General features: G+C 64.8%; 27 protein-coding genes. 9 read left to right on the forward strand and 18 right to left on the reverse strand.

The features are described 5' to 3' along the window. Positions 1 to 114 precede the first annotated feature (114 nt). Together AC0L3S_RS10835 and AC0L3S_RS10840 are read left to right on the forward strand one after the other, a co-directional pair. Positions 115 to 3,306: a CHAT domain-containing tetratricopeptide repeat protein gene (locus tag AC0L3S_RS10835; protein WP_473262906.1), complete on the forward strand. Its 3,192-nt coding sequence runs from the start codon at positions 115 to 117 to the stop codon at positions 3,304 to 3,306. A 60-nt stretch (positions 3,307 to 3,366) separates the two neighbouring features. Further along, positions 3,367 to 4,623: a zinc-binding metallopeptidase family protein gene (locus AC0L3S_RS10840; protein ID WP_473279041.1), complete on the forward strand. Its 1,257-nt coding sequence runs from the start codon at positions 3,367 to 3,369 to the stop codon at positions 4,621 to 4,623. Positions 4,624 to 4,625: 2 nt separating this feature from the next. On the opposite strand, the gene AC0L3S_RS10845 is transcribed toward AC0L3S_RS10840, so the two are convergent. Continuing rightward, the gene (locus AC0L3S_RS10845; protein ID WP_473279042.1) at positions 4,626 to 5,396 is read right to left on the reverse strand and encodes a L,D-transpeptidase; all 771 of its coding nucleotides are present in this window, start codon (positions 5,394 to 5,396) and stop codon (positions 4,626 to 4,628) included. A gap of 317 nt (positions 5,397 to 5,713) precedes the next feature. On the opposite strand from AC0L3S_RS10845, the gene AC0L3S_RS10850 reads away from it, so the two are divergent. Next, positions 5,714 to 6,037: a hypothetical protein gene (locus AC0L3S_RS10850; RefSeq protein ID WP_473279043.1), complete on the forward strand. Its 324-nt coding sequence runs from the start codon at positions 5,714 to 5,716 to the stop codon at positions 6,035 to 6,037. Between the two features lie 49 nt (positions 6,038 to 6,086). Here the strand turns inward: AC0L3S_RS10850 and AC0L3S_RS10855 are convergent, their stop codons facing one another. Both AC0L3S_RS10855 and AC0L3S_RS10860 read right to left on the reverse strand, forming a co-directional pair. After that, the gene (locus AC0L3S_RS10855) at positions 6,087 to 6,848 is read right to left on the reverse strand and encodes an ABC transporter permease (protein WP_473262903.1); all 762 of its coding nucleotides are present in this window, start codon (positions 6,846 to 6,848) and stop codon (positions 6,087 to 6,089) included. Beyond that, positions 6,845 to 7,768 carry an ABC transporter ATP-binding protein gene (locus AC0L3S_RS10860; protein ID WP_473262902.1) on the reverse strand — a complete coding sequence of 308 codons (924 nt, stop codon included), beginning with the start codon at positions 7,766 to 7,768 and terminating at the stop codon, positions 6,845 to 6,847. The genes AC0L3S_RS10855 and AC0L3S_RS10860 overlap by 4 nt, the downstream gene beginning before the upstream one ends. A 278-nt stretch (positions 7,769 to 8,046) precedes the next feature. Here AC0L3S_RS10860 and AC0L3S_RS10865 point away from each other — a divergent pair, with 278 nt between their 5' ends. Both AC0L3S_RS10865 and AC0L3S_RS10870 read left to right on the forward strand, forming a co-directional pair. Further along, on the forward strand, positions 8,047 to 8,760 hold the full coding sequence (locus tag AC0L3S_RS10865) for a hypothetical protein (protein WP_473262901.1): 714 nt from the start codon (positions 8,047 to 8,049) through the stop codon (positions 8,758 to 8,760). A gap of 402 nt (positions 8,761 to 9,162) precedes the next feature. Beyond that, the gene (locus AC0L3S_RS10870) at positions 9,163 to 10,152 is read left to right on the forward strand and encodes a zinc-binding metallopeptidase family protein (RefSeq protein WP_473262900.1); all 990 of its coding nucleotides are present in this window, start codon (positions 9,163 to 9,165) and stop codon (positions 10,150 to 10,152) included. Between the two features lie 22 nt (positions 10,153 to 10,174). Here the strand turns inward: AC0L3S_RS10870 and AC0L3S_RS10875 are convergent, their stop codons facing one another. Further along, positions 10,175 to 11,026 (reverse strand): alpha/beta fold hydrolase, encoded by an 852-nt coding sequence (locus AC0L3S_RS10875; RefSeq protein ID WP_473279044.1) that lies wholly within the window; start codon positions 11,024 to 11,026, stop codon positions 10,175 to 10,177. Positions 11,027 to 11,153: 127 nt separating this feature from the next. Between AC0L3S_RS10875 and AC0L3S_RS10880 the strand changes: the two genes are divergently transcribed. Next, entirely contained in the window at positions 11,154 to 11,771 is a 618-nt protein-coding gene (locus AC0L3S_RS10880) for a CGNR zinc finger domain-containing protein (RefSeq protein ID WP_473279045.1), read from the forward strand. 128 nt (positions 11,772 to 11,899) lie between these two features. After that, a complete protein-coding gene (locus AC0L3S_RS10885) occupies positions 11,900 to 12,832 on the forward strand; it encodes a LysM peptidoglycan-binding domain-containing protein (protein WP_473262896.1) in 933 nt (310 codons plus the stop codon). Positions 12,833 to 12,898: 66 nt separating this feature from the next. On the opposite strand, the gene AC0L3S_RS10890 is transcribed toward AC0L3S_RS10885, so the two are convergent. The 6 genes from AC0L3S_RS10890 to AC0L3S_RS10915 all read right to left on the reverse strand — a co-directional run bounded on the left by AC0L3S_RS10890 (position 12,899) and on the right by AC0L3S_RS10915 (position 16,956). After that, entirely contained in the window at positions 12,899 to 13,177 is a 279-nt protein-coding gene (locus AC0L3S_RS10890) for a hypothetical protein (protein ID WP_473262895.1), read from the reverse strand. After that, positions 13,174 to 13,413, reverse strand: a complete 240-nt coding sequence (locus AC0L3S_RS10895; protein WP_473262894.1) for a hypothetical protein — start codon at positions 13,411 to 13,413, stop codon at positions 13,174 to 13,176. Before AC0L3S_RS10895 ends, AC0L3S_RS10890 begins: the two co-directional genes overlap by 4 nt. A 26-nt stretch (positions 13,414 to 13,439) precedes the next feature. Next, a complete protein-coding gene (locus AC0L3S_RS10900; protein ID WP_473262893.1) occupies positions 13,440 to 13,757 on the reverse strand; it encodes a hypothetical protein in 318 nt (105 codons plus the stop codon). Between the two features lie 116 nt (positions 13,758 to 13,873). Further along, positions 13,874 to 14,329 carry a small heat shock protein HspD gene (hspD, locus tag AC0L3S_RS10905; RefSeq protein WP_473279046.1) on the reverse strand — a complete coding sequence of 152 codons (456 nt, stop codon included), beginning with the start codon at positions 14,327 to 14,329 and terminating at the stop codon, positions 13,874 to 13,876. 233 nt (positions 14,330 to 14,562) lie between these two features. Further along, positions 14,563 to 15,636, reverse strand: coding sequence for a tartrate dehydrogenase (locus AC0L3S_RS10910; RefSeq protein ID WP_473262891.1), 1,074 nt, complete (start codon positions 15,634 to 15,636; stop codon positions 14,563 to 14,565). Between the two features lie 21 nt (positions 15,637 to 15,657). Further along, positions 15,658 to 16,956, reverse strand: a complete 1,299-nt coding sequence (locus AC0L3S_RS10915) for an MFS transporter (RefSeq protein WP_473279047.1) — start codon at positions 16,954 to 16,956, stop codon at positions 15,658 to 15,660. A 153-nt stretch (positions 16,957 to 17,109) separates the two neighbouring features. Here AC0L3S_RS10915 and AC0L3S_RS10920 point away from each other — a divergent pair, with 153 nt between their 5' ends. Further along, entirely contained in the window at positions 17,110 to 18,027 is a 918-nt protein-coding gene (locus AC0L3S_RS10920) for a LysR substrate-binding domain-containing protein (protein WP_473279048.1), read from the forward strand. Positions 18,028 to 18,064: 37 nt separating this feature from the next. After that, entirely contained in the window at positions 18,065 to 18,889 is an 825-nt protein-coding gene (locus AC0L3S_RS10925) for an aspartate dehydrogenase (protein ID WP_473262888.1), read from the forward strand. 223 nt (positions 18,890 to 19,112) lie between these two features. Here AC0L3S_RS10925 and AC0L3S_RS10930 read toward each other — a convergent pair whose 3' ends face one another. The 8 genes from AC0L3S_RS10930 to AC0L3S_RS10965 all read right to left on the reverse strand — a co-directional run bounded on the left by AC0L3S_RS10930 (position 19,113) and on the right by AC0L3S_RS10965 (position 24,928). Continuing rightward, the gene (locus AC0L3S_RS10930) at positions 19,113 to 20,423 is read right to left on the reverse strand and encodes a PQQ-dependent sugar dehydrogenase (protein ID WP_473279049.1); all 1,311 of its coding nucleotides are present in this window, start codon (positions 20,421 to 20,423) and stop codon (positions 19,113 to 19,115) included. 141 nt (positions 20,424 to 20,564) lie between these two features. Beyond that, positions 20,565 to 20,774, reverse strand: a complete 210-nt coding sequence (locus AC0L3S_RS10935) for a hypothetical protein (protein ID WP_007613466.1) — start codon at positions 20,772 to 20,774, stop codon at positions 20,565 to 20,567. Between the two features lie 278 nt (positions 20,775 to 21,052). Further along, positions 21,053 to 21,679, reverse strand: coding sequence for a methyltransferase family protein (locus AC0L3S_RS10940; RefSeq protein ID WP_007600907.1), 627 nt, complete (start codon positions 21,677 to 21,679; stop codon positions 21,053 to 21,055). A gap of 30 nt (positions 21,680 to 21,709) precedes the next feature. Next, on the reverse strand, positions 21,710 to 22,741 hold the full coding sequence (locus AC0L3S_RS10945; RefSeq protein ID WP_473279050.1) for an NAD-dependent epimerase/dehydratase family protein: 1,032 nt from the start codon (positions 22,739 to 22,741) through the stop codon (positions 21,710 to 21,712). Between the two features lie 29 nt (positions 22,742 to 22,770). Then, entirely contained in the window at positions 22,771 to 23,307 is a 537-nt protein-coding gene (locus AC0L3S_RS10950) for an Mpo1 family 2-hydroxy fatty acid dioxygenase (protein ID WP_473260644.1), read from the reverse strand. A 154-nt stretch (positions 23,308 to 23,461) separates the two neighbouring features. Further along, positions 23,462 to 24,133: an OmpA family protein gene (locus AC0L3S_RS10955; RefSeq protein ID WP_473279051.1), complete on the reverse strand. Its 672-nt coding sequence runs from the start codon at positions 24,131 to 24,133 to the stop codon at positions 23,462 to 23,464. Then, a complete protein-coding gene (locus tag AC0L3S_RS10960) occupies positions 24,133 to 24,549 on the reverse strand; it encodes a hypothetical protein (RefSeq protein WP_473260640.1) in 417 nt (138 codons plus the stop codon). Before AC0L3S_RS10960 ends, AC0L3S_RS10955 begins: the two co-directional genes overlap by 1 nt. A gap of 88 nt (positions 24,550 to 24,637) precedes the next feature. Then, positions 24,638 to 24,928, reverse strand: coding sequence for a type II toxin-antitoxin system HicB family antitoxin (locus AC0L3S_RS10965; protein WP_473279052.1), 291 nt, complete (start codon positions 24,926 to 24,928; stop codon positions 24,638 to 24,640). Between the last annotated feature and the right edge of the window lie 3 nt (positions 24,929 to 24,931).

Genomic DNA, 24,931 nt, shown 5'->3' on the forward strand with positions numbered 1-24,931 from the left:
GCCCGGTTGCTCAATCCATGCCCATAGTGGCGCGATTTCCCGCGGTCGACAGCGGCCGCCGCGACCCGTATGCTTCCAAAATTGCAAGTACGACGCGCGTGACGGGATTTTCGCATGAGCCGTGCCCGCTTGTTCGTCCCATTTTTTCTTGTGGTTCTTTTGGCTCCGGGACTGGCTTCTGCACAGCGCGGCGATGATTTCGATTCGCTGCTCGCGCAGATGAACGCGGCGACGCAGACCGCGCGCTGGGCCGACGGGCTCGCGGCCGCCCAGAAGCTCGAAAACCTGGTGCGCCGCGGGCAGGGTGCCGGCAGCATGAACTATGCCGGCGTGCTGCACAACGAGGGCATGTTCCTGCACAACCTCGGCCGCTACCCTGAGGCCATCGACAGGCTGAATGCGGCGCTCGCCATCAAGCTGCGCAACAACGACGTCGCCTCGACGCTACGCACCTCGCACATCCTGGTCGGATCGCTCGGCATGCTCGACCGCCGCGCCGAGGCGACCAATGTGGCCGAACGCGCGCTCGCGCTGGGCACCGGTGCTTTCGGCGCCAATGACGTGCGCCTCGCGGACACGCTGGCCGCGCTCGGTGGCCTCGCGCGTGACAAGGAGAATTTCAAGGAAGCGACCGGCTATTTCGAGCGGGCGCTCACCGCACTGCAAGCCGCCAATGCGCCGCCCTCCGACGTCGCCTCGGCAATGGACCATCTCGGTGACATCTATGGCCTGCTCGGTCGCTTCGACGACGGCGAGCGGCTGCTGAAGCAGGGGCTCGATCTGCTGGACCGCAGCCTTGGCAGAGGCGCCGAGGCCGCGCCGAACTACGACAAGATGCTCAACGATCTCGGCAACCTTTATTCGGACGCAGGCCGCCTGACGGAAGCCGAGGCGGTGATGCGGCGCTCGCTCGCGATCAACCGGGCGCGCAACGGTGATGCGCATCCGAACGTCGCGGCCGTCACCGGCAATCTCGCCACCGTGCTCGAGCACGAAGCGCGCTACGCCGAGGCGGAAAAGCTCTACCAGCAAACGCTTCAGGCCTATGAGCGGATCTACGGCCCGAACCATCCGACCACCGCGGTCGGGCTGAACAATCTCGCCAATGCCTATTCGGCTCAGGGCAGGAACGAGGCGGCCGCAGGCCTTCGGGAGCGTGTGCTCGCGATCTACGAGAGGGCCTTTGGCCCCGACAGCCCCGATGTCGGTCGGGCCCTGAACAATCTCGCCAACAGCTATGCCAGCCTCGGCCGCAACGATCAGGCGCTTGGTCTCTACCGCCGCTCTCTGGCCGTGATCGAGCGCAAGTTCGGCGAAGGCAGCGGCCCGACCGCGCTTGCCGCCGGATCGCTCGGGCAGGCGCTAATGGACGCCGGCCAGATCGACGAGGCACGGCCATATCTGCTGCGCTGCCTCGAGATCGACGAGCGCGTGCCCGGTGGCAAACATCCCCAGCTCGTCAAGGATCTGCGCGCCGTCGCGCTACTGGATCTCAAGACCGGCAATTTGATCGACGCGCGCAGCCGGCTCGACCGCGCGCTCGCGATTGCGCGGGACAGGCTCGGGCCGCGCCATCAGGGCACCATCGTAACCCTGATCAACCTCGCCGACGTCGATCGCCGCGAAGGCAAATGGCCGGACGCCCTGGCGCGGCTGCGGTTGGCAGCCGCCGCGCTCAACGCGCAGCGGAATACGCAATTTACCCGTTTCACTGAGCTCGATCCCTGGCTGATCGAGGCGATCTGGCGCGTTACAGACGGCAAGCCCGACGACGCGGCAAAGGACGAGGCTTTTGGCGCCGTGCAACGCGCGCATGAGACCAGCGCGGGCGCCGCACTGGCGCAGATGGCGGCGCGGTTCGGCGCCGGCAATGACGCGATCGCAGGATTGGTGCGACGGCAGCAGGACCTGAAGGCGAGCCTGGCGGCACTCGACAAGCGTGTGACGTCCGAACTCGGACAGGCGGATGGCAAGCGCAACGACGCACTGATCGCGAGCCTGCGCACGCAAACGGCTCAGATGCAAAAATCGCTTGACGATGTCACGGCCCAGCTCGATCGCAGTTTTCCGGCTTACGCCGATCTGGCGAGCCCGCAGCCGCTTCCGATCGCGCAGGCGCAGAGCCTGTTGAAGCCGGACGAGGCGCTGCTGACATTCATCGCGCTCAGTGACAAGACCTACGCCTTGGCCGTGACGCGCGAGACGAGCGCGTTGCGCCAGATCGCACTCGGCAACCGCGAGATAGGCGACCGTGTCGCGCATCTGCGGCAGGGGCTCACCGATCCGGAGGCGGCAAAGGCGTCGTTCGACCTCGATGCATCCTTCGAGCTCTACACCGCGCTGTTCGGCCCGATGTCGGTCGATATCGCCGGCAAGCCGAAACTGCTGATCGTCCCGGTCGGCGCGCTCACCAGCCTGCCGTTTCACGTGCTGGTGACGAAGAAGCCGGACACTATGTCCGCCGATCGTTACCGGCAGGCGGCGTGGCTGCTCGACGAGCGCGCCATCACGGTGCTGCCGTCGGTGCCGAGCCTGCGCGCGCTGCGGAGCTTTGCCAAGGACTCGCGGGCGCAAAAGCCGTTCATCGGGTTCGGTGATCCCGTGTTGCAGCGTTCGCCGGGTGACAAGCGTGCTGGGCGCAACGTGCAGCCGTATCAGAGCTATTATGACGGCACGGCCGTCGATCTCGATCGGCTGCGCACCGGCCTGCCGGCATTGCCGGAGACGGCGGGCGAGCTCCGGGCCGTGGCGCGCGCGCTCGGCGCTTCGCCGCAGGAGGACGTCAAGCTCGGCCCGGCGGCAACCGTGACCAACGTGAACACCTTGCCGCTCGATCAATATCGCGTCGTCGATTTTGCCACCCACGGCCTTGTCGCCGGCGAGGTCAACGGCCTCAGCGAGCCGGCGCTGGTTCTGACGCTTCCCGAAAAGCCCACCAGCGACGACGACGGTTTGCTCACCGCGAGCCGCATCGCCAAGCTCAAGCTCGACGCTGACTGGGCGGTGCTGTCGGCCTGCAACACCGCCGCCGGCGACAGGCCGGGCGCGGAGGGTCTCTCAGGCCTTGCGCGCGCATTCTTCTATGCCGGCGCACGCGCGCTGCTGGTCTCGCACTGGCCGGTGGATTCCGATGCGGCGGTGCGCCTGACAACGGGAGCATTCTCGGAGCTCACCGCGCATCCCGGCATCGGCCGCGCCGAGGCGTTGCGCCGGTCGATGAAGGCGCTGATTGCCGACCGGTCGTCGCCGCGCAACGCCGATCCGGCGGTGTGGGCGCCGTTCGTGCTGGTCGGCGAGGGTGGTTGACGACGGCCGTGGAAGGCGGAAACTGCCCCTCAAGAAGCATTGGTTCCGGGAGCCATTTGCATGCGGCTTATCTTCATCGCGACGATGGCGGTTCTCATGGTTGGTCAGGCGGCAGCCGAGGATGTGCTTTCGGGCGCGAGCCTCTACGCCGACGTCGCGCGCTACGCCTCGTTCGGCCTGCATCGCTTCGGCTCGCCCGGCGACCGCGCCACCGCCGACTGGATCGCCGCTGAGCTCAAGACCGCCGGATTCGAGGTCAGGTCCCAGCCCGTCGTGCTTGGCCGGCAATATGTCGTCGAGCAGGCCAGCGCCGAAGCGGCCGGCACGTCTGTCGAGGCGACGCCGTTCTGGTGGCCGCCGGTGGACAAAGCGAGCTTTCATCTCGCCACGCCGCTGGCGCGAGACGGTGATGTCGCCGGAAAAATCCTTCTGCTCGATCTGCCGTTCGATCGCGGCGCCTATCTCGGCCCTGCCCATCGCGCGGCGATCGCGGAGGCCGTGGCGAGGAGGCCGGCGGCCATCCTGCTGACGATCGGCAATCCCGCGGATGACCGTTTCGCCTACAACGTCACGCAGGAAGATGCGCCCTGGCCGGTGCCGGTGATCGTGGTCGGCGCCAAGACGCGCGGTACATTCGAGCGGGCGCTTGCGTCGGGCGCGCCAGTGACACTGGACGTCAAGGGCCATTACGAGCGCGATGTCGCCAGCCGCAACGTCATCGCCGAGGTCGGCGCGGGGCCGACCATCGTCGTCTCGACGCCGATGACCGGCTGGTACACTTGCGTGTGCGAACGTGGGCCCGGCATTGCCAACTTCCTTGCGCTGGCGCGCACGATCGCCGCCGAAAAATGGCCGGCGCATTTCGTCTTCATTGCGACCGCAGGCCATGAGATCGGCCATGGCGGCATGGAGCTGTTTCTGAAGAACGGGGCGCCGGCGCCGAAGGAAACGCTGGCGTGGATTCATTTCGGTTCCTCGAACGCCTGCTACGCCTTCGCTGAGGGCGCCCGCACCGATCGGCCTGAGGAAGAGCGATATCTCGTGCTGAGCAAATCCGCCGTCGCGCTGACGGATGAGGCCTTCGCCAAGGTCGACGCAAAACGGTTGGTGACGGAGAAGCAGGCGGTCGGCGAACTGCGCGACGTGCATGCGGCGGGCTACGCCAATTTCCTCGGCATGGCCGGCCGCCATCGGACTTTCCACACACCGTCCGACGATCTCGCCGCGACCGGACCCGAGATTCTCGAGCCGGTCGCCCGTGCCTTCGTCCAGGCTGCGCGAAAAATCGTCGAGCCCGGCAACGCCGCGTCCAGATAGCGTCAGTTCTGGTAGTAATAGCCACGCGGTTGGTAAACCTGCCGGGGCTGCGGCTGATAATAGGTGCCGTTGCCCTGGTTGTAATATTGCTGCGGCTGCTGCTGATAGACCTGTGCGTCATAGAGCGGGCGGCTGCCGCGCGGCGCGGGGTAGCGCGCGCCGGTGTCGCTGCCGTCGGCCGGATAGATGTAGTTGTCGTCCTGCGGCATGTAGCGGCGGGCAGGTGCGGCCGGAGGCGTCAGGTTCACGGGATCGCTTGATGTGGCGTATTGCTCTTCGGCGGGCAGCGGCGCGCGGGCCACTGCCGTCGGGTTGCGGCCACGCGGATTGCGCGCCAGCGCCACCTGCGCCGAGCCGGTCAGCGTCACCGTGGTGTTGAGCACGCCCTGCTGCTGCACCAGCGCGTAGAGCGTCGTGGCATTCTGGCGCGACAGCCGCACGCAGCCATGCGAGGCGGGCGTGCCGAGCCGACCGACCGAGTCGGTGCCGTGGATGGCGTGCCCGACCTTGGTGAAGAAGATCGCGTGCGGCATCGGCGCGTCGTCGAATTCCTTGGAATAGTGATCCTCTTCCATGCGGAAGGTGCGGAACGCGCCGTTCGGCGTCTCCCGCGACGGGATGCCTGTCGACACCGGCCAGTGGTAGCGCGCGACGCCGTCGACGGCGACGGTCATCTGCTGATTGTCCTTGTCGACGGTGATCTCGACCTTGGCCTGCGCGGTGCCCGCGCTCAAAAGCATCAGGGAGGTGAAAGCAATAAAAAACGAACGCATCTGACTTCTGGCCTCCGGCCTGTTCACACTAGGCGCCGCGGCTCTCCGTCCCCCGGCGTGCACTATGCCTGCAATCCGGCTTTCGTTCCAGCGGGCTGCAAAGCTAACCTTATTGCCATCGTTAACGGGACGCCCGGCGTAAGCAAGGCCGCTTAGCGCCGCAAAGCCAGCGGCGGCGCTGACATTTTCGCGAGCGGAGATGCGTTCACAACGCCGACAATTCATCACAATGGTGCAACCATTTGGCTGCATCGGCATTAGAAGTAACCTGCCTCGACCGGCGGCTTCCGCGGCCGGTTTTACCTTTGGGAATGAAGATGAACAAAGTTTGCGTCGCCGCCGCTTCACGGCCGGCTGGTCTGCCTTTCCGTCTGCTCTTCGCCGGCGCCGCCGTTCTGGCCGCGCTGTCCTGCTTCCCCCAGCCTGGCCATGCCCAGGGCATCGTTCGGGGCGCACAGGAAGGTTCTTATGAAGGCAACCGGATCGCCGGCCCCGTCGGCGGCGTGGTGGGTGGCGCGGTCGGCGCGGGTGTCGGCGGTGCCGTGGGCGCGGTCGAGGGGGTGTTCGGCATTCCCCATCGCGGCCACCGTCGCTGCCGCGGCTATTACGACGGATACAACCGCTTCCACTGCTATCGGTAACCCCTGGCGATTCCGGGGCGCGCGCGTGCCCCCGGAATGACGGCAAGGATCAGTTCTTCAACCGATACCCCGTGCGGAAAATCCACCAGATCACGACCAGACAGATCACCAGGAATGCCGTCGTCATGCCGATGCTGACGGCCACGCTGACGTCCGCGATCTCGTAGAAGCTCCAGCGGAAGCCGGAGATCAGATAGACGACCGGATTGAGCAGCGCCACCGTGCGCCAGGCGGGCGGCAGCATGTCGATGGAATAGAAGCTGCCGCCGAGGAAGGTCAGCGGCGTCACCACCAGCATCGGGATCATCTGCAGCTTTTCGAACCCGTCGGCCCAGATGCCGATGATGAAGCCGAACAGGCTGAACGTTACCGCCGTCAACACCAGGAAGGCCAGCATCCAGACCGGATGATGGATGTGCAGCGGCACGAACAGTCCGGCGGTGGCGAGGATGATCAGGCCGAGGATGATCGATTTGGTCGCGGCCGCGCCGACATAGCCGAGCACGATCTCGAAATAGGAGATCGGCGCCGACAGGATCTCGTAGATCGTGCCGGTGAATTTCGGGAAGTAGATGCCGAACGAGGCGTTGGCGATGCTCTGCGTCAGTACCGAGAGCATGATCAGGCCCGGCACGATGAAGGTGCCGTAGCTGACGCCCTCGACCTGGCTAATGCGCGAGCCGATCGCGGCGCCGAACACCACGAAATACAGCGAGGTCGAGACCACCGGCGAGACGATGCTTTGCAGCAGCGTGCGCCAGGTGCGCGCCATTTCGAACAGATAGATGGCGCGGACAGCCCGGTAGTTCATGACGCCCTCACGAGATCGACGAAGATGTCCTCGAGCGACGATTGCGTCGTGTCGAGATCGTTGAAGCGGATGCCGGCGGTGCGGAGGTCGCCGAGCAGACTGGTGATGCCGGTGCGCTCGCCCTTGGTGTCGTAGTCGTAGACCAGGGTCGCGCCGCCGTCGCAGAGGTCGAGCTCGTAATGCCTGAGGCTCTCCGGCAGCGCATCGAGCTTGGCCTGCAGATGCAGCGTCAGCCGCTTCTTGCCGAGCTTCTGCATCAAAGTGGCCTTGTCCTCCACCAGCACGATCTCGCCCTTGTTGATGACGCCGATGCGGTCGGCCATCTCCTCGGCTTCCTCGATGTAATGCGTGGTCAGGATGATGGTGACGCCGGATTGCTGGAGCGTGCGCACCACCTCCCACATGCCCTTGCGCAGCTCGACGTCGACGCCGGCGGTCGGCTCGTCCAGGAACAGGATCTGCGGCTCGTGCGACAGCGCTTTGGCGATCATCACGCGGCGCTTCATGCCGCCGGAGAGCGTGATGATCTTACTGTCCTTCTTGTCCCACAGCGAGAGGTCCTTCAGCACCTTCTCGATATGATCGGGGTTCTTCGGCTTGCCGAACAGCCCGCGGGAGAAGCTCACCGTCGCCCACACGCTCTCGAAAGCGTCCGTGTGCAATTCCTGCGGCACCAGCCCGATCAGCGAGCGCGCCTTGCGATAGGAGGTCTGGATGTTCTCGCCGCCGACGAGGACCTTGCCTTCGCTCGGATTGGCGATGCCGCAGATGATCGAGATCAGCGTGGTCTTGCCGGCCCCGTTGGGGCCGAGCAACGCGAAGATTTCGCCGCGCTTGATGTCGAGATTGACGTTCTTGAGCGCCTTGAAGCCGGACCCATAGGTCTTCGACAAACTGGCGACGGAAATGATGGAGGACATGATGGCCGCAAGTCTGAGGGGATAAGGCTGGGAGGGGGGCTGGAACCAGCCGTGAGGGGCGGGTCAGCGGAGCCCTGAGATAGGAAGGGCCTCGCGCGGCTGCAATTAGCTGGAGAAGAATGGCCTCAAAACAGGCCCTTCCGTGGCAGGTTTCGGGCAAGTGTTGCGCGATGGTCACGGCTTGCTGCTAAGATCGTCGTTCACGCGGCTCTTTGTTGCGTCTGCGAGCAGGCCATGGCTACGATTCCGGCCGAAGCATATTCCCAGGGAAAAGATCGATGACACCGAACGGCCGTCACACCGCTGGCGCCAGCCAGTTGTCCGCCCTCCGTGCGTGGGCGATGGGCCTGCTCCTGCTGTCAGCTGTTGCCATCAGCCCGACCACCGCCAAGGCGGCGCCGAGCCAGGCTGCGGTCGCGACCACGCATGTCTATCTGCTCCGCGGCGTGCTCAACATCTTCTCGCTCGGGCTCGACACGATCGGCGCCCGGCTCCAGGCGCAGGGCATCCCGGTGACCGTCGCGAATTTCGTGTCCTGGTCCTCGCTCGCCGATGAGGCCGCAACCGCCTACAAGGCCGGCCGGCTCAAGACCATCGTGCTGGTCGGGCACTCCTCCGGCGCGACCGCGCTGCCGGACATGATCGCCAAGCTCAACCGTCTCGGCGTGCCCGTGAAACTCGCGATCGGGCTCGACTCCGTGTTCAAGACCAAGCTGTCGACCGGCGCGGAGCGCTACATCAACATCTATATCGGCGACGGCCCCGGCGAGCCGGTGAAGCGCGCGGACGGTTTTCGCGGCAAGCTCGACAATGTCGACGTCCGCGGGTCCGGCGTCGGCCACATCTCGATCGACAAGAACGAGGCGATCCAGCGCCGCGTGATTGCCGAGATCGACGCCGCAATCATGCGCTCGCGCGCACCTGCTCCCGTTGCCGAACCCGGCGCGCCCAGGTCCGCCCGCTCGGCGGCGGCAACGGCTCCCCGGAATTAACCCCTTCGCCGCAAGCCGTTGAATTGACAATGCCGCCGTCATGCCGACGGCGGCATTGTCGTATCTGCAGAGCCAAACTCGATCACCTGCCGGTCGAAGGAAGGGAACTCGGCACACGATCTGGTGTTGTCACACCATGACAAGGAAACGAAACGTCGGCCCCATGGCGGTTCAGCCCGAGCGAGCGTGGGCCGGTCGACCTGTTTCCGAAAATGTCCTTGAGAAAAGGCCGCAGCCTCAATCGAGCCAATTGAGCGCGAAGCGAGCCGGCCTGTTGAGGCAGCACGCGCTCCGAACGCAGCGTGCGCTGCTCGCCGGCAACAGCGACGGTCGCAAGCTATAAGAGTTCCTCTAATTGACAGGCCGGTTTTCCGGCGTGCCGTCTGTCTGGGGCTAGTCCACGTGAAGTTTTTTCAGTGCCCGTCATGCCGCCATCCTGTCTCGTTCGAGCACGTCGCGTGCACGAATTGCAGCACCGAGCTGGCGTTCGATTCCTCGCGCATCGAGATGACAAAACTTGCATCCCATCAAGCTTGCCGCAATCGCGAGATCATCGGCTGCAATTGGTCTGTCGAGGGCGCGGACTGGTATTGCGGCTCGTGCCGCCTCACGCGTACGATTCCAGACCTCGGCAGCACCAGAAACGTCATGCTCTGGCGCCGCATGGAGGAAGCCAAGCGCCGTCTCCTCTATGATCTCGGCCGCCTCAGGCTTCCGCTCGCATCGCGCACCGGCGAAGCATTGGCTTTCGACATTCTCTCGGACGAGGTCAGTCCGATCCTGACGGGGCATCTCTCGGGCCTCATCACGCTCAACCTTGCCGAGGCCGACGATGTCGAGCGAGAATCTCGCCGCGTTGCATTCCGGGAGCCGTACCGCACGCTGCTCGGGCATTTCCGGCACGAGATCGGTCACTTCTATTGGGACCTGCTCGTCGACGGCACGACATTCCAGGCCCCGTTCAAGCTGATCTTCGGTGACCAGGCGCAGGACTATCAGGCCGCGATCAACTCCTATTACAGCCGCGCCGATCGTTCATACGACCGAAGCGGCTTCATCAGCGAGTACGCCACGTCCCACCCCTGGGAGGACTGGGCGGAAACGTTCGCGCATTTCCTGCATATCGTGTCGACGCTCGACTCGCTGGCAGGTTTGCCGTTGGCGCTGGACGAGCGCGCCCGCCAGACCCTGACGGATCCCTATCTCGAGAGCGACTTCGAGGCACTCCTGGCACTGTGGATGCCGCTTGCCCGCAGCATCAACGAACTCAACCGCTCGCTCGGGATGAGCGACGCATATCCCTTCGACATATCGCCGGCGGTCAAAGGCAAGCTGCATCTCGTCCACATGGCGATCAGCGCATTCCGCGATCAGCAGAGCTTGGCGGCGTAAACGTCGCGGCGGACAGCCCCCGTTACGTCAGGAAGATACGAATGCTGTCCGCGATCTCCTTCGCGTGCGTCTCCAGCGCGAAATGACCGGTGTCAAAGAACTGCACCACGGCGTTCGGATTGTCGCGCTTGAACGCTTCGGCGCCGGGCGGAATGAAGAACGGATCGTTCTTGCCCCAGACCGCGAGGAACGGCGGCTTGTGCTTGCGGAAATAGTCCTGGAAGGCGGGGTAGAGCGCGACGTTGCTCTTGTAGTCGCCGAACAGGTCGAGCTGCACGTCGTCCGACCCCGGGCGCGCAAGGTAGAAATTGTCGAGGTTCTGGCCGTCCGGTGACACGGTCATCGGATCGGGAACGCCATGCGTGTACTGCCAGCGCGTCGCTTCCGGCGTGAGGAGCGCGCGGAGCGCGTTGCGATTGGCCGGCGAGGGATCCTGCCAATAGGTCTTGAGCGGAGTCCAGTTGTCGCTGAGGCCATCCTCATAGGCGTTGCCGTTCTGCGATATGATCGCCGTGATCCGCTCGGGGTGACTGAGCGCAAGCCGGAAACCAGTCGGCGCGCCGTAATCGAAAACGTAGACCGCGAACCGGTCGAAGCCGATCAGTTCGGTGAAGCGTTCGATCACGCGCGCGATGCTATCGAACGTGAAACGGAAGCTTTCGCGCGAAGGCATGTCGGATTGGCCGAAACCGGGAAGGTCCGGCGCCACGATATGAAACCTGCCCGCCAGCAATGGGATGAGGTCACGAAACATGTGGCCTGCGCTCGGGAAGCCGTGCAGCAGCAAGAGTTTTGGCGCGCCGACAATGCCGGCCTCGCGATAGGCCACCTTGAATCCGTCGACATCCGCGCTGCGGTACGTAATTGCGGCCATGGCATTCTCCCTTGGATATAACCGTACAAAAGCTATTTGAGAGGTTACTTCGCGCTTACGTAACTTGTCAATGACGCTTTAACTGGTTATCTTCGTCCATGTTCTCCCGACCGGCCAAGGACCGCTCATGGACCGCCCGCCCGCCATGTTCATCGCCGACTCGCTCGGCCTCGACTTTCTCAACTCGGTGGCGACACCGGTCGATACGCCGGTGGACTGGATCGACGATGGTCATGGCCTGATCGACTGGCTGGCGCAGGCGAAGCTGGTGCCGCCGGATGATCTGCACGCGCTGACGGCCCGCGCCACGCCGGACGAGCTGGACAAGGTCGCGGATCAAGCGCGCGCCTTGCGCGAATGGTTCAGGGGGTTCGTGCGCAAGCATGCGGGCCGGCCGCTCACGCCAGATGCATTGCGCGAGCTCGGTCCCTTGAACAGCCTGCTGGAGCGCGATGAATCCTTCAGTCAGATCGAGCCCGGACATGACGATGGCGGCGCTCTCGCATTGCGAATGAAGCGGCGCTGGCGATCGCCGGAAGCGCTATTGCTGCCGGTTGGCGAAGCCATGGCGAAGTTCGTCTGCGACGAGGATTTTTCGAACGTCAAGGCGTGCGAGGGCCACAACTGCACCATGCTGTTCGCCGACCACACGCGCAGGCGCGCCCGGCGATGGTGCATCATGGCGGTCTGCGGCAACCGCGCGAAACAGGCCGCCCACCGCAGCAGGCTCAAAAGCATGCAGTGATTGGGCGTCGAGATGCTCAAATCAGCGGCGATCGAGCCCTGGTTCCGTGCCCCAAATTCCACCCAATCGGCCGTCACTAAGCGCGTTTGGGGGAGGCTGCAGCCTCCCGGAGTGGGACTGCTGGACTGATGATCGATTTGAGGCGACTTCTCGCGCTGGCAGCCGTTGCGCTGCTTGCTTTCAGCACCGGGACGGCCGTTGCCTCACCTGCCAAGACGAAGCCCGCCGCGGCCGCACCCGCCGCGCCGCCGCCCCCACCGTTCGAGCCATTGCCGCCGCCGAAGATTTACTTGTTCCGTGGCGCCATGGGGCCGTTCTTCTCCACCGGCATGGACCGGCTCGAAGAGAAGCTGACGCAGGCCGGCTTTTCGGCCAACGTCTATGAATTCACCATCTGCCGATGGATCGGCGATCGTGCCATCTCCAGCTACAAGGAAACGCCGGCGCCGATCGTGCTGATCGGGCATTCGATGGGCGGGCTTTGCTCGATCGTCATCTCGGAGATGGCGGCCAAGGAGAACATCCCGATCAGCCTCGTCATCACCATCGATCCCGCGCATGCGACCGGCGACGTGCCGCTCAATGTCGAGCGCTTCATCAACATCTACCTCTCCGACAGCGTTCTTGGCGGCGGCAACGTGGTCGCTGTGCCGGGTTATCGCGGTCACTATGCGAGCTATGATTTGAAGGAGAACGCGCGGGTCAGCCACATCAACATCGAGAAGTCCGACGACATCCACCGTCAGATCGTCGACATGGTCGCGCAGTTGCCGCGCATCCCGCCCCAGACGCAGGTCGATGCCGTGCCCCTGCGTTATCTCGTGCCGGCGAATACGCTCGTCGAATTGTGGGACAGTGGCGTGCGGCTACCGGTGCGCCGCGGCGACACCATGGAGAGCATCGCGGCAGCCAATCGCGTGCCGCTGTGGTCGCTCGCCCAGAGCAACTCGCTGCCGGAGAACGCGACGCTTACCCCCGGCCAGTCCATCATCGTCCCGCGCCACCTGACGCCGCCCGACCCGACAGCCGCCATGGCGACCCCACCGCCCGGACGGCGGTAAGCGTCAGCAACGGAGATGGCCGGGATGGGCTTGGCTGATGCCAGGCACCATCCCACGCGGCCCCTGTCATTCACGCATCTTGTGTCGCGGCAGCCATCTTGATGCTGATGTCGCCAGGGAGGAGCGCGCCGTGGCGGAAGCCCGGCCCGCCGGGCGATAGGGCGCGGCGAGAAGCATCAGAAACAATGCCCTTTCAGCCGCATATTTTGCGGCGGGTCGGCCATTTTCGAAGCCGTGCATGACCAGGCGTCCTTCCGTCGTGCAGACACGCCACCGCCATGTCCTTCGACCGCATTTCTTCAGGAACACTTCGAAGGTCGGGAGGTGTTCGGGCATGTCGATCACCCGTGGCTGCTTGCCGTCAGGCGCGTGGTTGCGTTCCCCATCGCGCCGTTCGGAGCCTGAAGGGTGAGCGGAAAGGCAGACACAGCGAGCTTCTCGATCGCCGAGCGCTCCTCGGACACACGTCTCTCGATGAACCGCCGTTCGAACTCGGTCAGCTCGGTCTTGAGCAACCGCTGATAGCGGCTGATGTTGCTGCGGTGGCCGCGCAACAAGGCCAGCTCTTCATCAACCATCATCGTAATCCCCGTCGAGCTGTCGTTGCCTACGCTGCGAGGCCGGTTCGCTCGACCGATCGTGTGCGGACCGGCTTGCCGCCCGGAGGTCCCTTCGGATGGTGGTCGAGGCTCGCGAGCGCTTCCAGAATTTCGTCGATGGTGACGGTTTTGCCCGAGCCGGGCATCTCCCGCAGTGCCGGACTCGAGGCGACACTGGCTGCGTCCGAAGCCCAGGACGCGAGGATCGCGCGCTTCTCGCGGATCGACAGAGTTGGATCGGCTATGACGTCGCGGGGATGATCATAGACAGAGCCAGGGTGCAGTATCGCGTTCAGATCGATGATGTTGTCGACATGATCGAGCATGAGAGGTCCTCCTCCTTTCTCTAAACCTCTGACTTGCATTCGGGTACGCAGTCGAAGGCCATGGTCGATCCCGCCCGGCGATCGGGCGGGATCACCAGGTCTCCGACAGACCGAATTCAGGCGGCTTTGCCCTCGAGTTGATGCACGTTGGCGGACGGCGCGGCATTGATGGCAATTCGCCGCGGCTTCATGGCTTCAGGGATTTCCCGGACCAGTTCGATCTTGAGCAGGCCGTTCTCGAACGAGGCGCTGTGCACCTGAACATAATCGGCCAGGTTAAACTGCCGCTTGAACGGCCGTGCGGAAATGCCCCGGTAGAGATATTCGCGTTCGGTTCTGTCCGGCTTGTTTCCCTCGACGGTCACCGCGTTCTGCTCGGCCGTCACCGCGACCTCGTTGGGCGAGAAGCCCGCAATCGCAAGCGAAATCTGGTAGCGATCCTCGCCGAGACGTTCGATGTTGTAGGGGGGATAGTTGTCCTCGCCGGCACGCTGTGCCGTTTCAACGAGGTCGAAAAGGCGGTCGAAGCCAACGGTCGAACGCCACAAGGGAGAGAAGTCGTAAGTGCGCATAGCCAGATCCTCCAAGGAGCAAAATGGATACGAACGACACCGGACACGACCGGTGCCCGTCTCAGCTTCCCGACCCACCAGGCGTCGGGAACACCACCTCTCGGCGGCAGCGGAAAAATAAAAAAAGCCCGTTCTGGTTTCAAGAGGGGCTCCAAAATTTTTTGGAATCCCTGGCGCCTCCGGCTCCAACCCTCTCCCCGCAAGAATGGGGGAGGGAGGAGACGCAGCTCGGACTAGACGTTCGATCCGTGGATTGCCTCGATCACGGCATCCGTCACGTCCTTCGTCGTCGCCGTGCCGCCGACGTCGGGTGTCAGCACGCCGGCTGCACATACTTTCTCCACCGCCGCCATCAACCGCACCGCGGCATCCTTCTCGCCCAGATGCTCGAGCATCTGCGCGCCGGTCCAGAACGTCGCGACCGGGTTGGCAATGCCCTTGCCGGTGATGTCGAAGGCCGACCCGTGGATCGGCTCGAACATCGAGGGGAAGCGGCGCTGCGGATCGATATTGCCGGTCGGCGCCACGCCGAGGCTTCCCGCCAACGCGCCGGCGAGGTCGGAGAGGATGTCGGCGTGCAAATTGGTCGCGACGATGGTGTCGAGGCTCTTCGGATGCAGCGTCATGCGCACCGTCATGGCGTCGACCAGCATCTTGTCCCAGGTCACATCAGGGAATTCGACCGCGACCTCGGCGGCAATCTCGTCCCACATCACCATGCCATGGCGCTGCGCGTTCGACTTGGTCACCACGGTCAGGAACTTGCGCGGACGCGACCGCGCGAGCTCGAACGCATAGCGCATGATCCGCGTCACGCCGACGCGGGTGAACACCGCGACCTCTGTGCCGACCTCTTCCGGGAGACCCCTGTGGGCGCGGCCGCCCATGCCGGCATATTCGCCCTCCGAATTCTCGCGCACGATCACCCAGTCGAGGTCGCCGACGCCGACATTGCGCAGCGGCGAGGCGACGCCCGGCAAGATCTTGGTCGGCCGCACATTGGCATATTGGTCAAAGCCCTGGCAGATCGGCAGGCGCAGGCCCCACAGCGTGATGTGGTCGGGCACGTCGGGCGCACCGACCGCGCCGAAATAGATCGCGTCGAACTTCTTGAGCTCCGCGAGGCCGTGGGCCGGCATCATGACGCCGTGCTTCTTGTAATAGTCCGAACCCCAGTCGAAGGTCTTGATGTTGAAGGCGAGGTCGCCGCTGCGTTTGGCCAGCGCCTCCAGCACGCGAACGCCCGCGGAGATGACCTCGGGGCCGATGCCGTCGGCGGGGATCGCTGCAATCGAATGGGTACGCATGGGAGTGCTCCGTTTCAGATATCAATGGGATTGTGTGACGGGTTCGACGGGCGCGGTCTTCACGCGTGACAATAGCAGGGTCAGGACCGCGGAGAGAACCAGCAGGCCGGCAACGAAGTAGAGTCCGCCGACGAAACTGCCGGTCTGGTCCTTGATCCAGCCGATCATGGCGGGACCGACAAAGCCGCCGAGATTGCCGATCGAGTTGATCGTGGCGATTCCCGCCGCCGCAGCAGGGCCGGAGAGGAACAGCGTCGGCATGCTCCACAGCGGTGGCTTCGCCGAGGAGATGCCGATGTTGACGAGCGCCAGCGCGATCAGCACGGTCACGACGCCGGTCGCAAGTCCGGCAAAGGCGAGCCCCGCCGCCGCGAGCAGGCAGGCCAGAACGACGTGCCAGGTGCGCTCGCCGGTGCGATCCGAATGGCGCGCCCACAGCACCATGGCGACGACGGCGGCGCTCGCCGGCAGCGCGTTGAGGAATCCGACCTGGAGCGAGGACAAGCCGAACTGCTTGATGATCTGCGGCGCCCAGACGCCGAGCGTGTAGAGGCCGGCCGAGGTGCCGAAATAGATCAGCGCCAACGCCAGCACCCGCGGATCGGCGAGCCCGCGCCAGATGCTGTGCTTCGAGGTCGCAGCCTTGCTGGTGGTCTCCACGTTCATGGTCTCGACCAGCCAGCGCCGCTCGTCATCCGCGAGCCATTTTGCTTTCTCCGGCCGGTCCGTGAGGAATGCCAGCACCATGAATCCCAGCAGCACCGCCGGCAGCGCCTCCAGCACGAACAGCCATTGCCAGCCCTTGAAGCCGAGCATTCCGTCCATCTCCAAAAGCGCGCCCGAGACTGGCGATCCCAGCACGGTCGAGAGCGGCGCCGCCGCCATGAACAGCGCAGTCACCGCGGCACGCTGGCGTGCCGGGAACCAATAGGAGAGATAGAGGATAATGCCGGGAAAGAACCCGGCCTCGGCGACGCCGAGCAGGAAGCGCAGCACGTAGAAGCTGTTCGGGCCCTGCACGAAGGCCATCGCGGCCGACACGATGCCCCAGGTGATCATCACCCGCGCAATCCAGATCCGCGCGCCGACCTTGTGCAGAATGATGTTGGAGGGCACCTCAAACAGGAAGTAGCCCCAGAAGAAGATGCCGGCGCCAAAGCCGTAGACGGTCGGCGACAGGCCGATGTCCTTGTTCATCGTCAGCGAGGCGAAGCCGATATTGACGCGGTCGATGAAGGCCACGAAGTAGAGCAGCATAATGAAGGGAACGATGCGCCATGAGATCTTGCGCAGCACGCGCGTCTGAATCTCGCTCGCCATCCCAGCCTCCCTAATTCCCGGTATTCGTTGTGACGGCGGACCCTGAAGGTCCACTTCGAAGGCCAAGCTAGGCGGGAGCGGCTGGGGGACTCAATCGGCACTGGTTTATACAAAAAAATGATATAATCCCGTCACAGGATCAGAGGACAGCGAATGGAATTGCATCAGTTGCGATGCTTCGTGGCGGCGGCCGAGCAGTTGCATTTCGGCCGCGCGGCGCAGCATCTCCAGATGATGCCCTCCGCGCTCGGCCGCCAGATCAAGCTGCTGGAGCAAGATCTGGACACGCGGCTGTTCGCGCGGACGACGCGGGCGGTGTCGCTGACGGAAGATGGCGCGACGCTGCTGCGCGATGCCCGTGCCATTCTCGCCCGCGTCGAGGCGATCGAGACCAATCTGCGCAATCGCTCGCGTGCAGGGGCTGCTCGAAAACTCCGGGTCGGCGCCATCGACAGTGCCGCGGCGGGGCTGTTACCGGCATTGCTCCGCGACTTCCGCGCAAAGCACCCTGATATCGCGGTGCAGCTTCTGGAGGAGAAGACCGTCCGGCTGCTGCCGAAGATCCTGACCGGCGCGCTCGATCTCGCCTTCGTGCGTCCGCCGGCTCAGCGGGACAAGCGGCTCGAATTCCGCGATCTGCTGCAGGAGACAGCCATCGTGGCCTTCCCGCAGCGCCACGCGCTGGCCAAACGCAAGTCGATCACGCTGGCGGAGATCGCCGGCGAAGCGATGCTGGTGCCGGACCGCCGCTCGCGGCCGCACAGCCACGACCTCACGATAAGACTGTTCGAGCAGGCAGGCCTCACGCCACGCATCGTGCAGGTCGCCGACGAGAAGCAGACCATCATCAATCTCGTCGCAACCAGGCTCGGGGTCGCGATCGTGCCGCGCTGGTCCACGCGGATGGCGGTATCAGGCGTGCGCTTCGTGCCGCTGCGGCCAAAGCAGATCGGACCCGTCGGCCGGCTGCCGCTCGCGGCCGCATGGCTGCGCGGCTCGCGCGACCCGGCCCGCGACGCGATGCTGTCCGTGCTCGAGACGCGCCTGCGCAGCTATGCGCGCGACGCCTGAGGCGCTATGACATCGGCTGGGTGAGAGGGGTAATGCGATGACTGAACGGCAAGCTTCGAACGAACTGCGGGTCGCCATCGCGGGGCTCGGCTCGATCGGCACCAAGATAGCGACCGCGCTCGATGAGGGCATCGAGGGATTGACGCTCTCGGCCGTGGCGGTGCGCGACCCCGCAAAGCATCAGAAATTGCTCGGCAGCCTGCGTCGTCCGCCATCCGTACTGCCGCTCGACCAGCTCGGCGACGTCGCCGACATCGTCGTCGAATGCGCGCCGAGCAGCCAACTGCGTGCGATCGTCGAGCCCGCAGTGAAACGCGGCAAGGCCGCGGTCGTTGTCAGCGTCGGCGGGCTGCTCGACAATTTCGATCTTGTCGATCTCGCCCGCGCCAATGGCGGCCGCATCCTCGTGCCGACCGGCGCGCTGATTGGGCTCGACGCCGTCAACGCGGCTGCGATCGGCACCATTCATTCGGTGAAGATGGTCACGCGCAAGCCGATTGACGGATTGAAGGGCGCGCCGTTCATCGTCCAGAACAACATCGATATCGACAATCTGCGCGAGCCGCTCAAGCTGTTCGAGGGCACCGCGCGGGAGGCTGCGAAAGGCTTTCCGGCCAATCTCAACGTTGCGGTCGCGCTGTCGCTCGCGGGCGTCGGGCCGGATCGCACCCAGGTGCAAATCTGGGCCGACCCGACCGTCACGCGCAATGTTCATCGCATCGAGGTCGAGGCGGATTCGGCGCGTTTCTCGATGTCTATCGAGAATATCCCGTCCGAAAATCCCAAGACCGGATTGATCACGGCCCTGTCGGTGATCGCGCTGCTCCGCAAGCAGCGCGCCACGCTCAGTGTTGGGACGTGAGTTTCAAAGCGTGACGAGTTGAGGTCGAGTCAAGTTCGACCAACAGCATCGCTCTCTCCGTTCCCTCCCCCCTTGTGGGGGAGGGGCAGGGAGGGGGGGTGCCACGCGGGGATTCTCTCCATCGCGCACCGACCCTCGGTGCATCGTCAACAATCGGCACCTCTTGCTGGGCTACCCCTCTCCCTAGCCCCTCCCCCACAAGGGGGGAGGGAACGCGCCTTCGTCAGGGGTACGCCCCCGTCACACGCCAGATCACGTTGCCGACGTCGTCGGCCATCAGCAGCGACTTCTTGTCTGGACCGATCACGACGCCGACCGGGCGGCCGTAGGATTCTTTCTCGTCGGGCGCGAGGAAGCCGGACAGGATGTCGCGTGCGGGACCCGAAGGCTTTCCGTTCTCGAACGGGATGAACACCAGCTTGTAGCCGGACAGCGTACTGCGATTCCACGAGCCGTGCTGGCCAATCGCCATGCCGTCCGGGAAGCCCGGCAGCGTGCCCGCGGGCATCCAGCACAGGCCGAGCGAGGCGGTATGGCCGCCGAGCGCGTAGTCCGGCGTGAGCGCCTTGGCGACCATCGCCGAATCCTGCGGCACGCGATCGTCCACCGTCTTGCCCCAGTAGCAATAAGGCCAGCCGTAGAAGCCGCCATCGCGCACCGAGGTCAGATAGTCCGGCGGCGTTTCGTCGCCGAGGCCGTCGCGCTCGTTGACGACGGTCCAGAGCACACCGGTCGTCGGCTCCCAGGCGAGACCAACCGGGTTGCGCAGGCCGGCGCCGAAGATGCGGTGCGTGCCGGCGACGAGATCGAGCTCGTAGACGGCGGCGCGGCCTTCCTCGACTTCCATGCCCATCTCGGCGATGTTGCTGAGCGAGCCGACGCCGGCATAGAGCTTCTTGCCGTCCGGGCTTGCGAGCAGGCTGCGGGTCCAGTGGCCGCTCGGCTTGAAAGTGGTGAGGCGCTTGCCAGGCACGGTGATGCGATCGGCATTCGCCACGTACGGGAAGGCCATTACGCCGTCGGTGTTGCCGACATAGAAGGTGTCGCCGACCAGCGCCATGCCGAACGGCTGGCTGAGATTTTCCATGAACGCGCCGCGATACTCCGCGACGCCGTCGCCGTCCTTGTCGCGCAGCAGCGTGATGCGGTTGGCGCTGACGCCGAGCGCGGCGGCGCGCCGCATCGTCGCCTGCATCGCGTAATGAAACACCGACCGCGGCGCCCCCGCGATCTGCGTCGCCTCCGCGATCAGCACGTCGCCATTGGGCAGCACCTCGATCCAGCGCGGATGGTCGAGACCGGTCGCGAACGCATTGACCTTGAGCCCGGGTGCGACCGTCGGCTTCTGTCCCTCGCTCCAGCCCCGCGCCGTCGGCATCTTCAGTGTCGGGATGGCGCCTTGCGGCTTTGCTTCGGGAATGGCGGGCGACTGGCCCCAGGCCGGCGCAGGCACTGTGCCCGACAGCTTTCGCCATTGCAGCGCGATGCCACCGAGAAGCGCAACGAACTGCGCAAAGATGCTGGAAAAAGTCATGAGAGGCCCCTGTTTGCGCGCGCATCCAACGGGCTGGCGGGGCAGACGTCAACCTGTGCGACGGGCCGCGGGGCTCTATTCCCGTGGAATGGCTGCCGTTCGATTTTGCATGGGACGAATGCCGACGGGGTGTGCCGGAGATCAGCGGCCGATCTGCCGCTCCGCCCGGCGCGCCGCGCGAAAATCATCGAGGTGATGGATGTTCGGCGCAAGCGCCGCCTCCCGGGACAGCAGATGATAGACTCGCGCCACCGTGCGCTGCTTCTGCTTCGGCCGCCCGGGCGGCAGCGCCCGCGCCTTGCGGACGGCGGCGATCGCGTGCTCGCGAAAATAATCGTATGCGTCGGACATGGCTCGATGCTCTGCGGTGTGTGGCAGGTATCGAGGCTAACGGGCGCAGGCAGCAGGGGTTCCTGGAAGCAGGTGTGTTGCGCACACAGCTTCCTCAACGTCGTCCTGGCGAAAGCCAGGACCCATACCGCGGAATCCATCGATTGCGTGCGGCCTCGGGTTCCGGGCAATCCTCGCCAAACCGCTCCCTGGGGTAATGGGTCCTGGCTTTCGCCAGGACGACTCCGGAGGTGCAGCCGCGCTAAGCTTGCGATGACAGCGTGAAGCGATACCCGCTCTCAGCGTGGCGATAGGAACGGGATGATCATGGGCACGCGGCGGCAATAGGCGCCGTAGGCGTCTTCGCCGAGCTCCTTGGACAGGAACACTTCTTCCATCCGACCCTTCTGCCACATGCCGAGCGAGATCAGGATGGCGCCGAGCATCGCCGTCACCGTGCCGACCGCGATGCCGGTCACCAGCATGCCGAGGATCAGGCCGGTGTAGATCGGATGACGCACGATGCCGTACGGGCCGGTGTCGATGACGCGGTGGTCTTGCTTGTGAGTGATGGTGTTGGACCAGAATTGTCCGAGATGCAGCCGTCCCCACCAGGTGAAGGAGATGCCGGCCAGCACGATCAGCGCCACGACGTAGACAGCTGTATTGCTGAACACCCAGAGCGGCTTCTCGCCGAGCACTTCGGCGGTCCACGGCGTGAACAGGATGCCGCCGACCAGGATCGGGATGCGATAGCGGCCGGACTCCAGCGTCATCACCTGCTTCTGGGTGCGGCCCTGCCAGAACGAGGCGCCGACCCAGCTTGCGAGCCAGGCAAGCCAGATCAGGGCGAGCAGTTGCGTTGGCCAAGTCGTGGTCCAACCACCCCAGGCGACAGAGAGAAGCTTGCTGAAATCGAAGGACATGCGGAAAGGTTCTTTGGGTTGGGCGGCAGCTCAGCTGGCGCGCGAGGAGAGCGCGTGATGCTCGATGGCGCCGGAGGCAAGCGCGCCGCCGCGGGCGAGAAGATGGGTGATGGTTTCGCGCAGGACCGGCTCGATCGGGCGCGGCGCGTAGCCGAGCTCGGTGCGCGCCTTGCCGATCGAGAGGTCGCTAGCGGCGAGCGCGATGCGCACGCCCTCGGCGGTGCCGTTGGGCGGCCGGCGCGTGATACGATCGGAGAGATATTCGAGCATGATGCCGGACAGCTCGGCCATCTTGCCGGGAACGACGACCGGGAATTGCCGGCGGCCGCTCATGGCGGACATCATCCGCAGAATCTGGCCGAGCCTGACGCAGTCGCCGCCGAGGATGTAGCGCTGGCCGTTACGCCCGCGCTCCATGGTCAGCACGAGGCCCGTGGCGACGTCGCGGACGTCGACGAGATTGACCGGGAAGTCGAGATGCGGCTGCACTTTCTTCTGCAGGAAGTACCACAGCATCGCGGTCGGCGGCGTCAGATTATGGTCGGCCGCACCGATCGGCATGGTCGGGGTGCCGATCACCAGCGGGAAGCCCGCGGCCGCGGCCTTCGCGGCGCAATGCTCCGCCAGCGATTTCGACCGCGTGTAGGCGCCCGGCATCGCCTCGGCCGGCTGCAGCGCCTCTTCGGCGGGCACACCGTTGAGGTCGGAATAGGGGAACAGGATCGATTCCGTCGAGCAATGCAGGAAGCGCGAGACCCCGCGCTTCATCGCGGCCGCGAGCACGATCTCGGTGCCGCGGCAATTGACGTCGTGAAAGGCCTGCTTGTCGGCGACCCACATGCCGGGCAGGCCCGCGAGGTGATAGACCTGATCGACCCCAGCAATCGCGGCATCGACCGCGGCGCCGTCGAGCACCGACCCTTGGGCATATTCAACGTCGGCATACGGCGTGGCCGGCGCACGGACATCGAGAACACGCACCCGCTGCCCACGGGCGCGGAGCGCTTCTACAAGATGATGTCCGATGAAGCCGCTGCCACCGGTAACCAGTACGAGAGCCATGCAGTAGGTTTGCTGTTTCGCGTCTAGAACTATCGGGTTGAAAGGGAATTGGTCGGAGCAGGCGCCAGAATCGCGGCAAGGTCGCGACGGAAGCCCAATGCAATGAATAATTTTGCCATGACAAACATCGGTCCAAGCAGAAAATGCGTGGGGTGGTCGACCATCGACGGCTGCCGTTCCTCGAAAACCTTGTGGCCGACGATCTGCGCAGCGACGCCAAGTCCGATCAGCACCGCAAAAATCGACCACATCATGACGATCGAGACCTGATTGCCGATCGCGGTTGCGACCAAAAGCAGCACGATCATCGCGGCGAGGATGCCGACCCCGATCCCGGCGTCCAGCATCAGCCAGTAGACCAGCACCGGCAGGGCAAGAATTACGGCCAGGGTGACCTCGATCCCGAACAGCGGGAAATGCACCAGCGTCAGCGGCAGCACGGCGCCGGTGAAGAGCAGGAGGATGCCGACCACGTGCATCGCGCAGTTCCAGGGATCGCGATGATATTCGACGTAGTCGGCCAGTTGGTGTTGAAAATAACTGGCCATCTCGGTCTCGTGCAGCATGGGGTCGGGGAGGGCGAAAAAAGCCTATAGCACCTGATAGGGCGGTGCACAAACCGGTGCGATTGTCGCGCGAAGCCGCGCTGTCGCGCTGTGAGACAGGTCACAAAACGATCACGACTTCAAAGGGTTCCGTCAGGCGCCGTGGGCCGTCCGCTCAGTGCTTCTTGGCGGGCTTTTTCGCCGCAGGCGCAGGTGTCGCAGCCGGATGCGCAGGCGCTTCCTCCGGTACCTTGGCGTAGGTCAGGATTTGCAACTGGCCGTTGACGGCCGAGCTTGGCTTGGCCCGGTCGAGAAACTGCTCCTCGCCGAGGCCGATCGGATGCAGCCGCTTGGTCGAGATTTTGAACGTGTTCACCAGCACGTCGCGAATCGCGTCCGCCCGGCGCTGGCTCAGGATGGCGTTGGCCTCGCGCGTCTTCGCGTTGGATTCGACATGACCGACGATCAGGAACGTGTAGGGCAGCAGCGAGGCATGCACCAGCGCGTCAGCGAGGCGCCCGACGGTCTGGTACGACGCCGGCTGGATGATCGGCGTGTCGGCGTCGAACTGGATCTGCGCGGTGAAGGTCGGCAGATTGACCAGATCAGGCGCGATCAGCGGCCGGTTCACCGGACCCGGATCGTTCTTGATCCTGGCCTTGGCCCGCTCCATCACCTGCAGCTTCAGCGCGGGAAGATCGATCTCCGCGGGCTGTTCGAAATGGTTGAGCTTGCCGACAATGTCATCGCGGGTCGGCGGCGCCGTCTGCGCTTCGGCTGTGCCCGCGAGCAAAGCGAGGCCGAGCGCGATGCATATTCCGGCGTTGGAAAGCCTGTTCGCTGGCATCACCGATACCCCGCGTCGTCGACGGCCTTCAGGCAGTTGTTGCTGATGCCCTTGGGCGTCGAGACCAGGCAGGGGACCGCCTTGCTGGTCTCCTTGGTCGAGCCGCCGCAGACCTTGACGATCTCGCGCTGGCAGGCGTTCGCCACCGTGACGCGGGCCGCGACACGCTTCTGGATGGCATCGAAGGCGCCGAGATAGTCGCTCTGGCACTGCTGGGAGAGCACGTCGCGGTTGCGCGACAGGCACTCCTTCAGGCGGGTCGAATCCGGGTTGACGCCGCGGCAATTCGCGACGATTTCCGCACCGCAACTTTTCGCCAGCATCCCGATCGAGTCGCCAAAGCTCATGGTCTCCGCCGCTGCAAGCGACGGCATACCCAATGCCAGCAAGATCAGTGTGATGGAGCCCCGGACCATGGCCGCATCTGATACGGGGAAGTTCGCGGTGGTCAAGGGCTGTTCGGGCGAGAAGTGTCGAGAGTCCGACCAGTGCGGCGAACAGTCCTCACTCCGTGGCCTCAGTGAGGGGCGGCCATTCGATCAGGGCGACTGTGTGCTTCCCGAGCTCGTCGGCCACATCAGGGTCGGCCTTGAGCTCGTCCAATGTCCGCGGCGGGGGAAGCTGGCGGCCGTCCGCGACCAGTTCCTGTGCATAGAACGCGAGTGCCTCGGGCGCATTCTCCAGGGCCTCATCGACGTCGTCGCCGCCGGAAATGCAGCCGGGCAGGTCGGGAAACCACACGCCGACGGCTTCGTCGGGGCCGGCGTCCTGGATGATGGCGATGTAGTGCGGCATGCG

The sequence above is a fragment of the Bradyrhizobium sp. Ken01 genome (assembly GCF_055807355.1).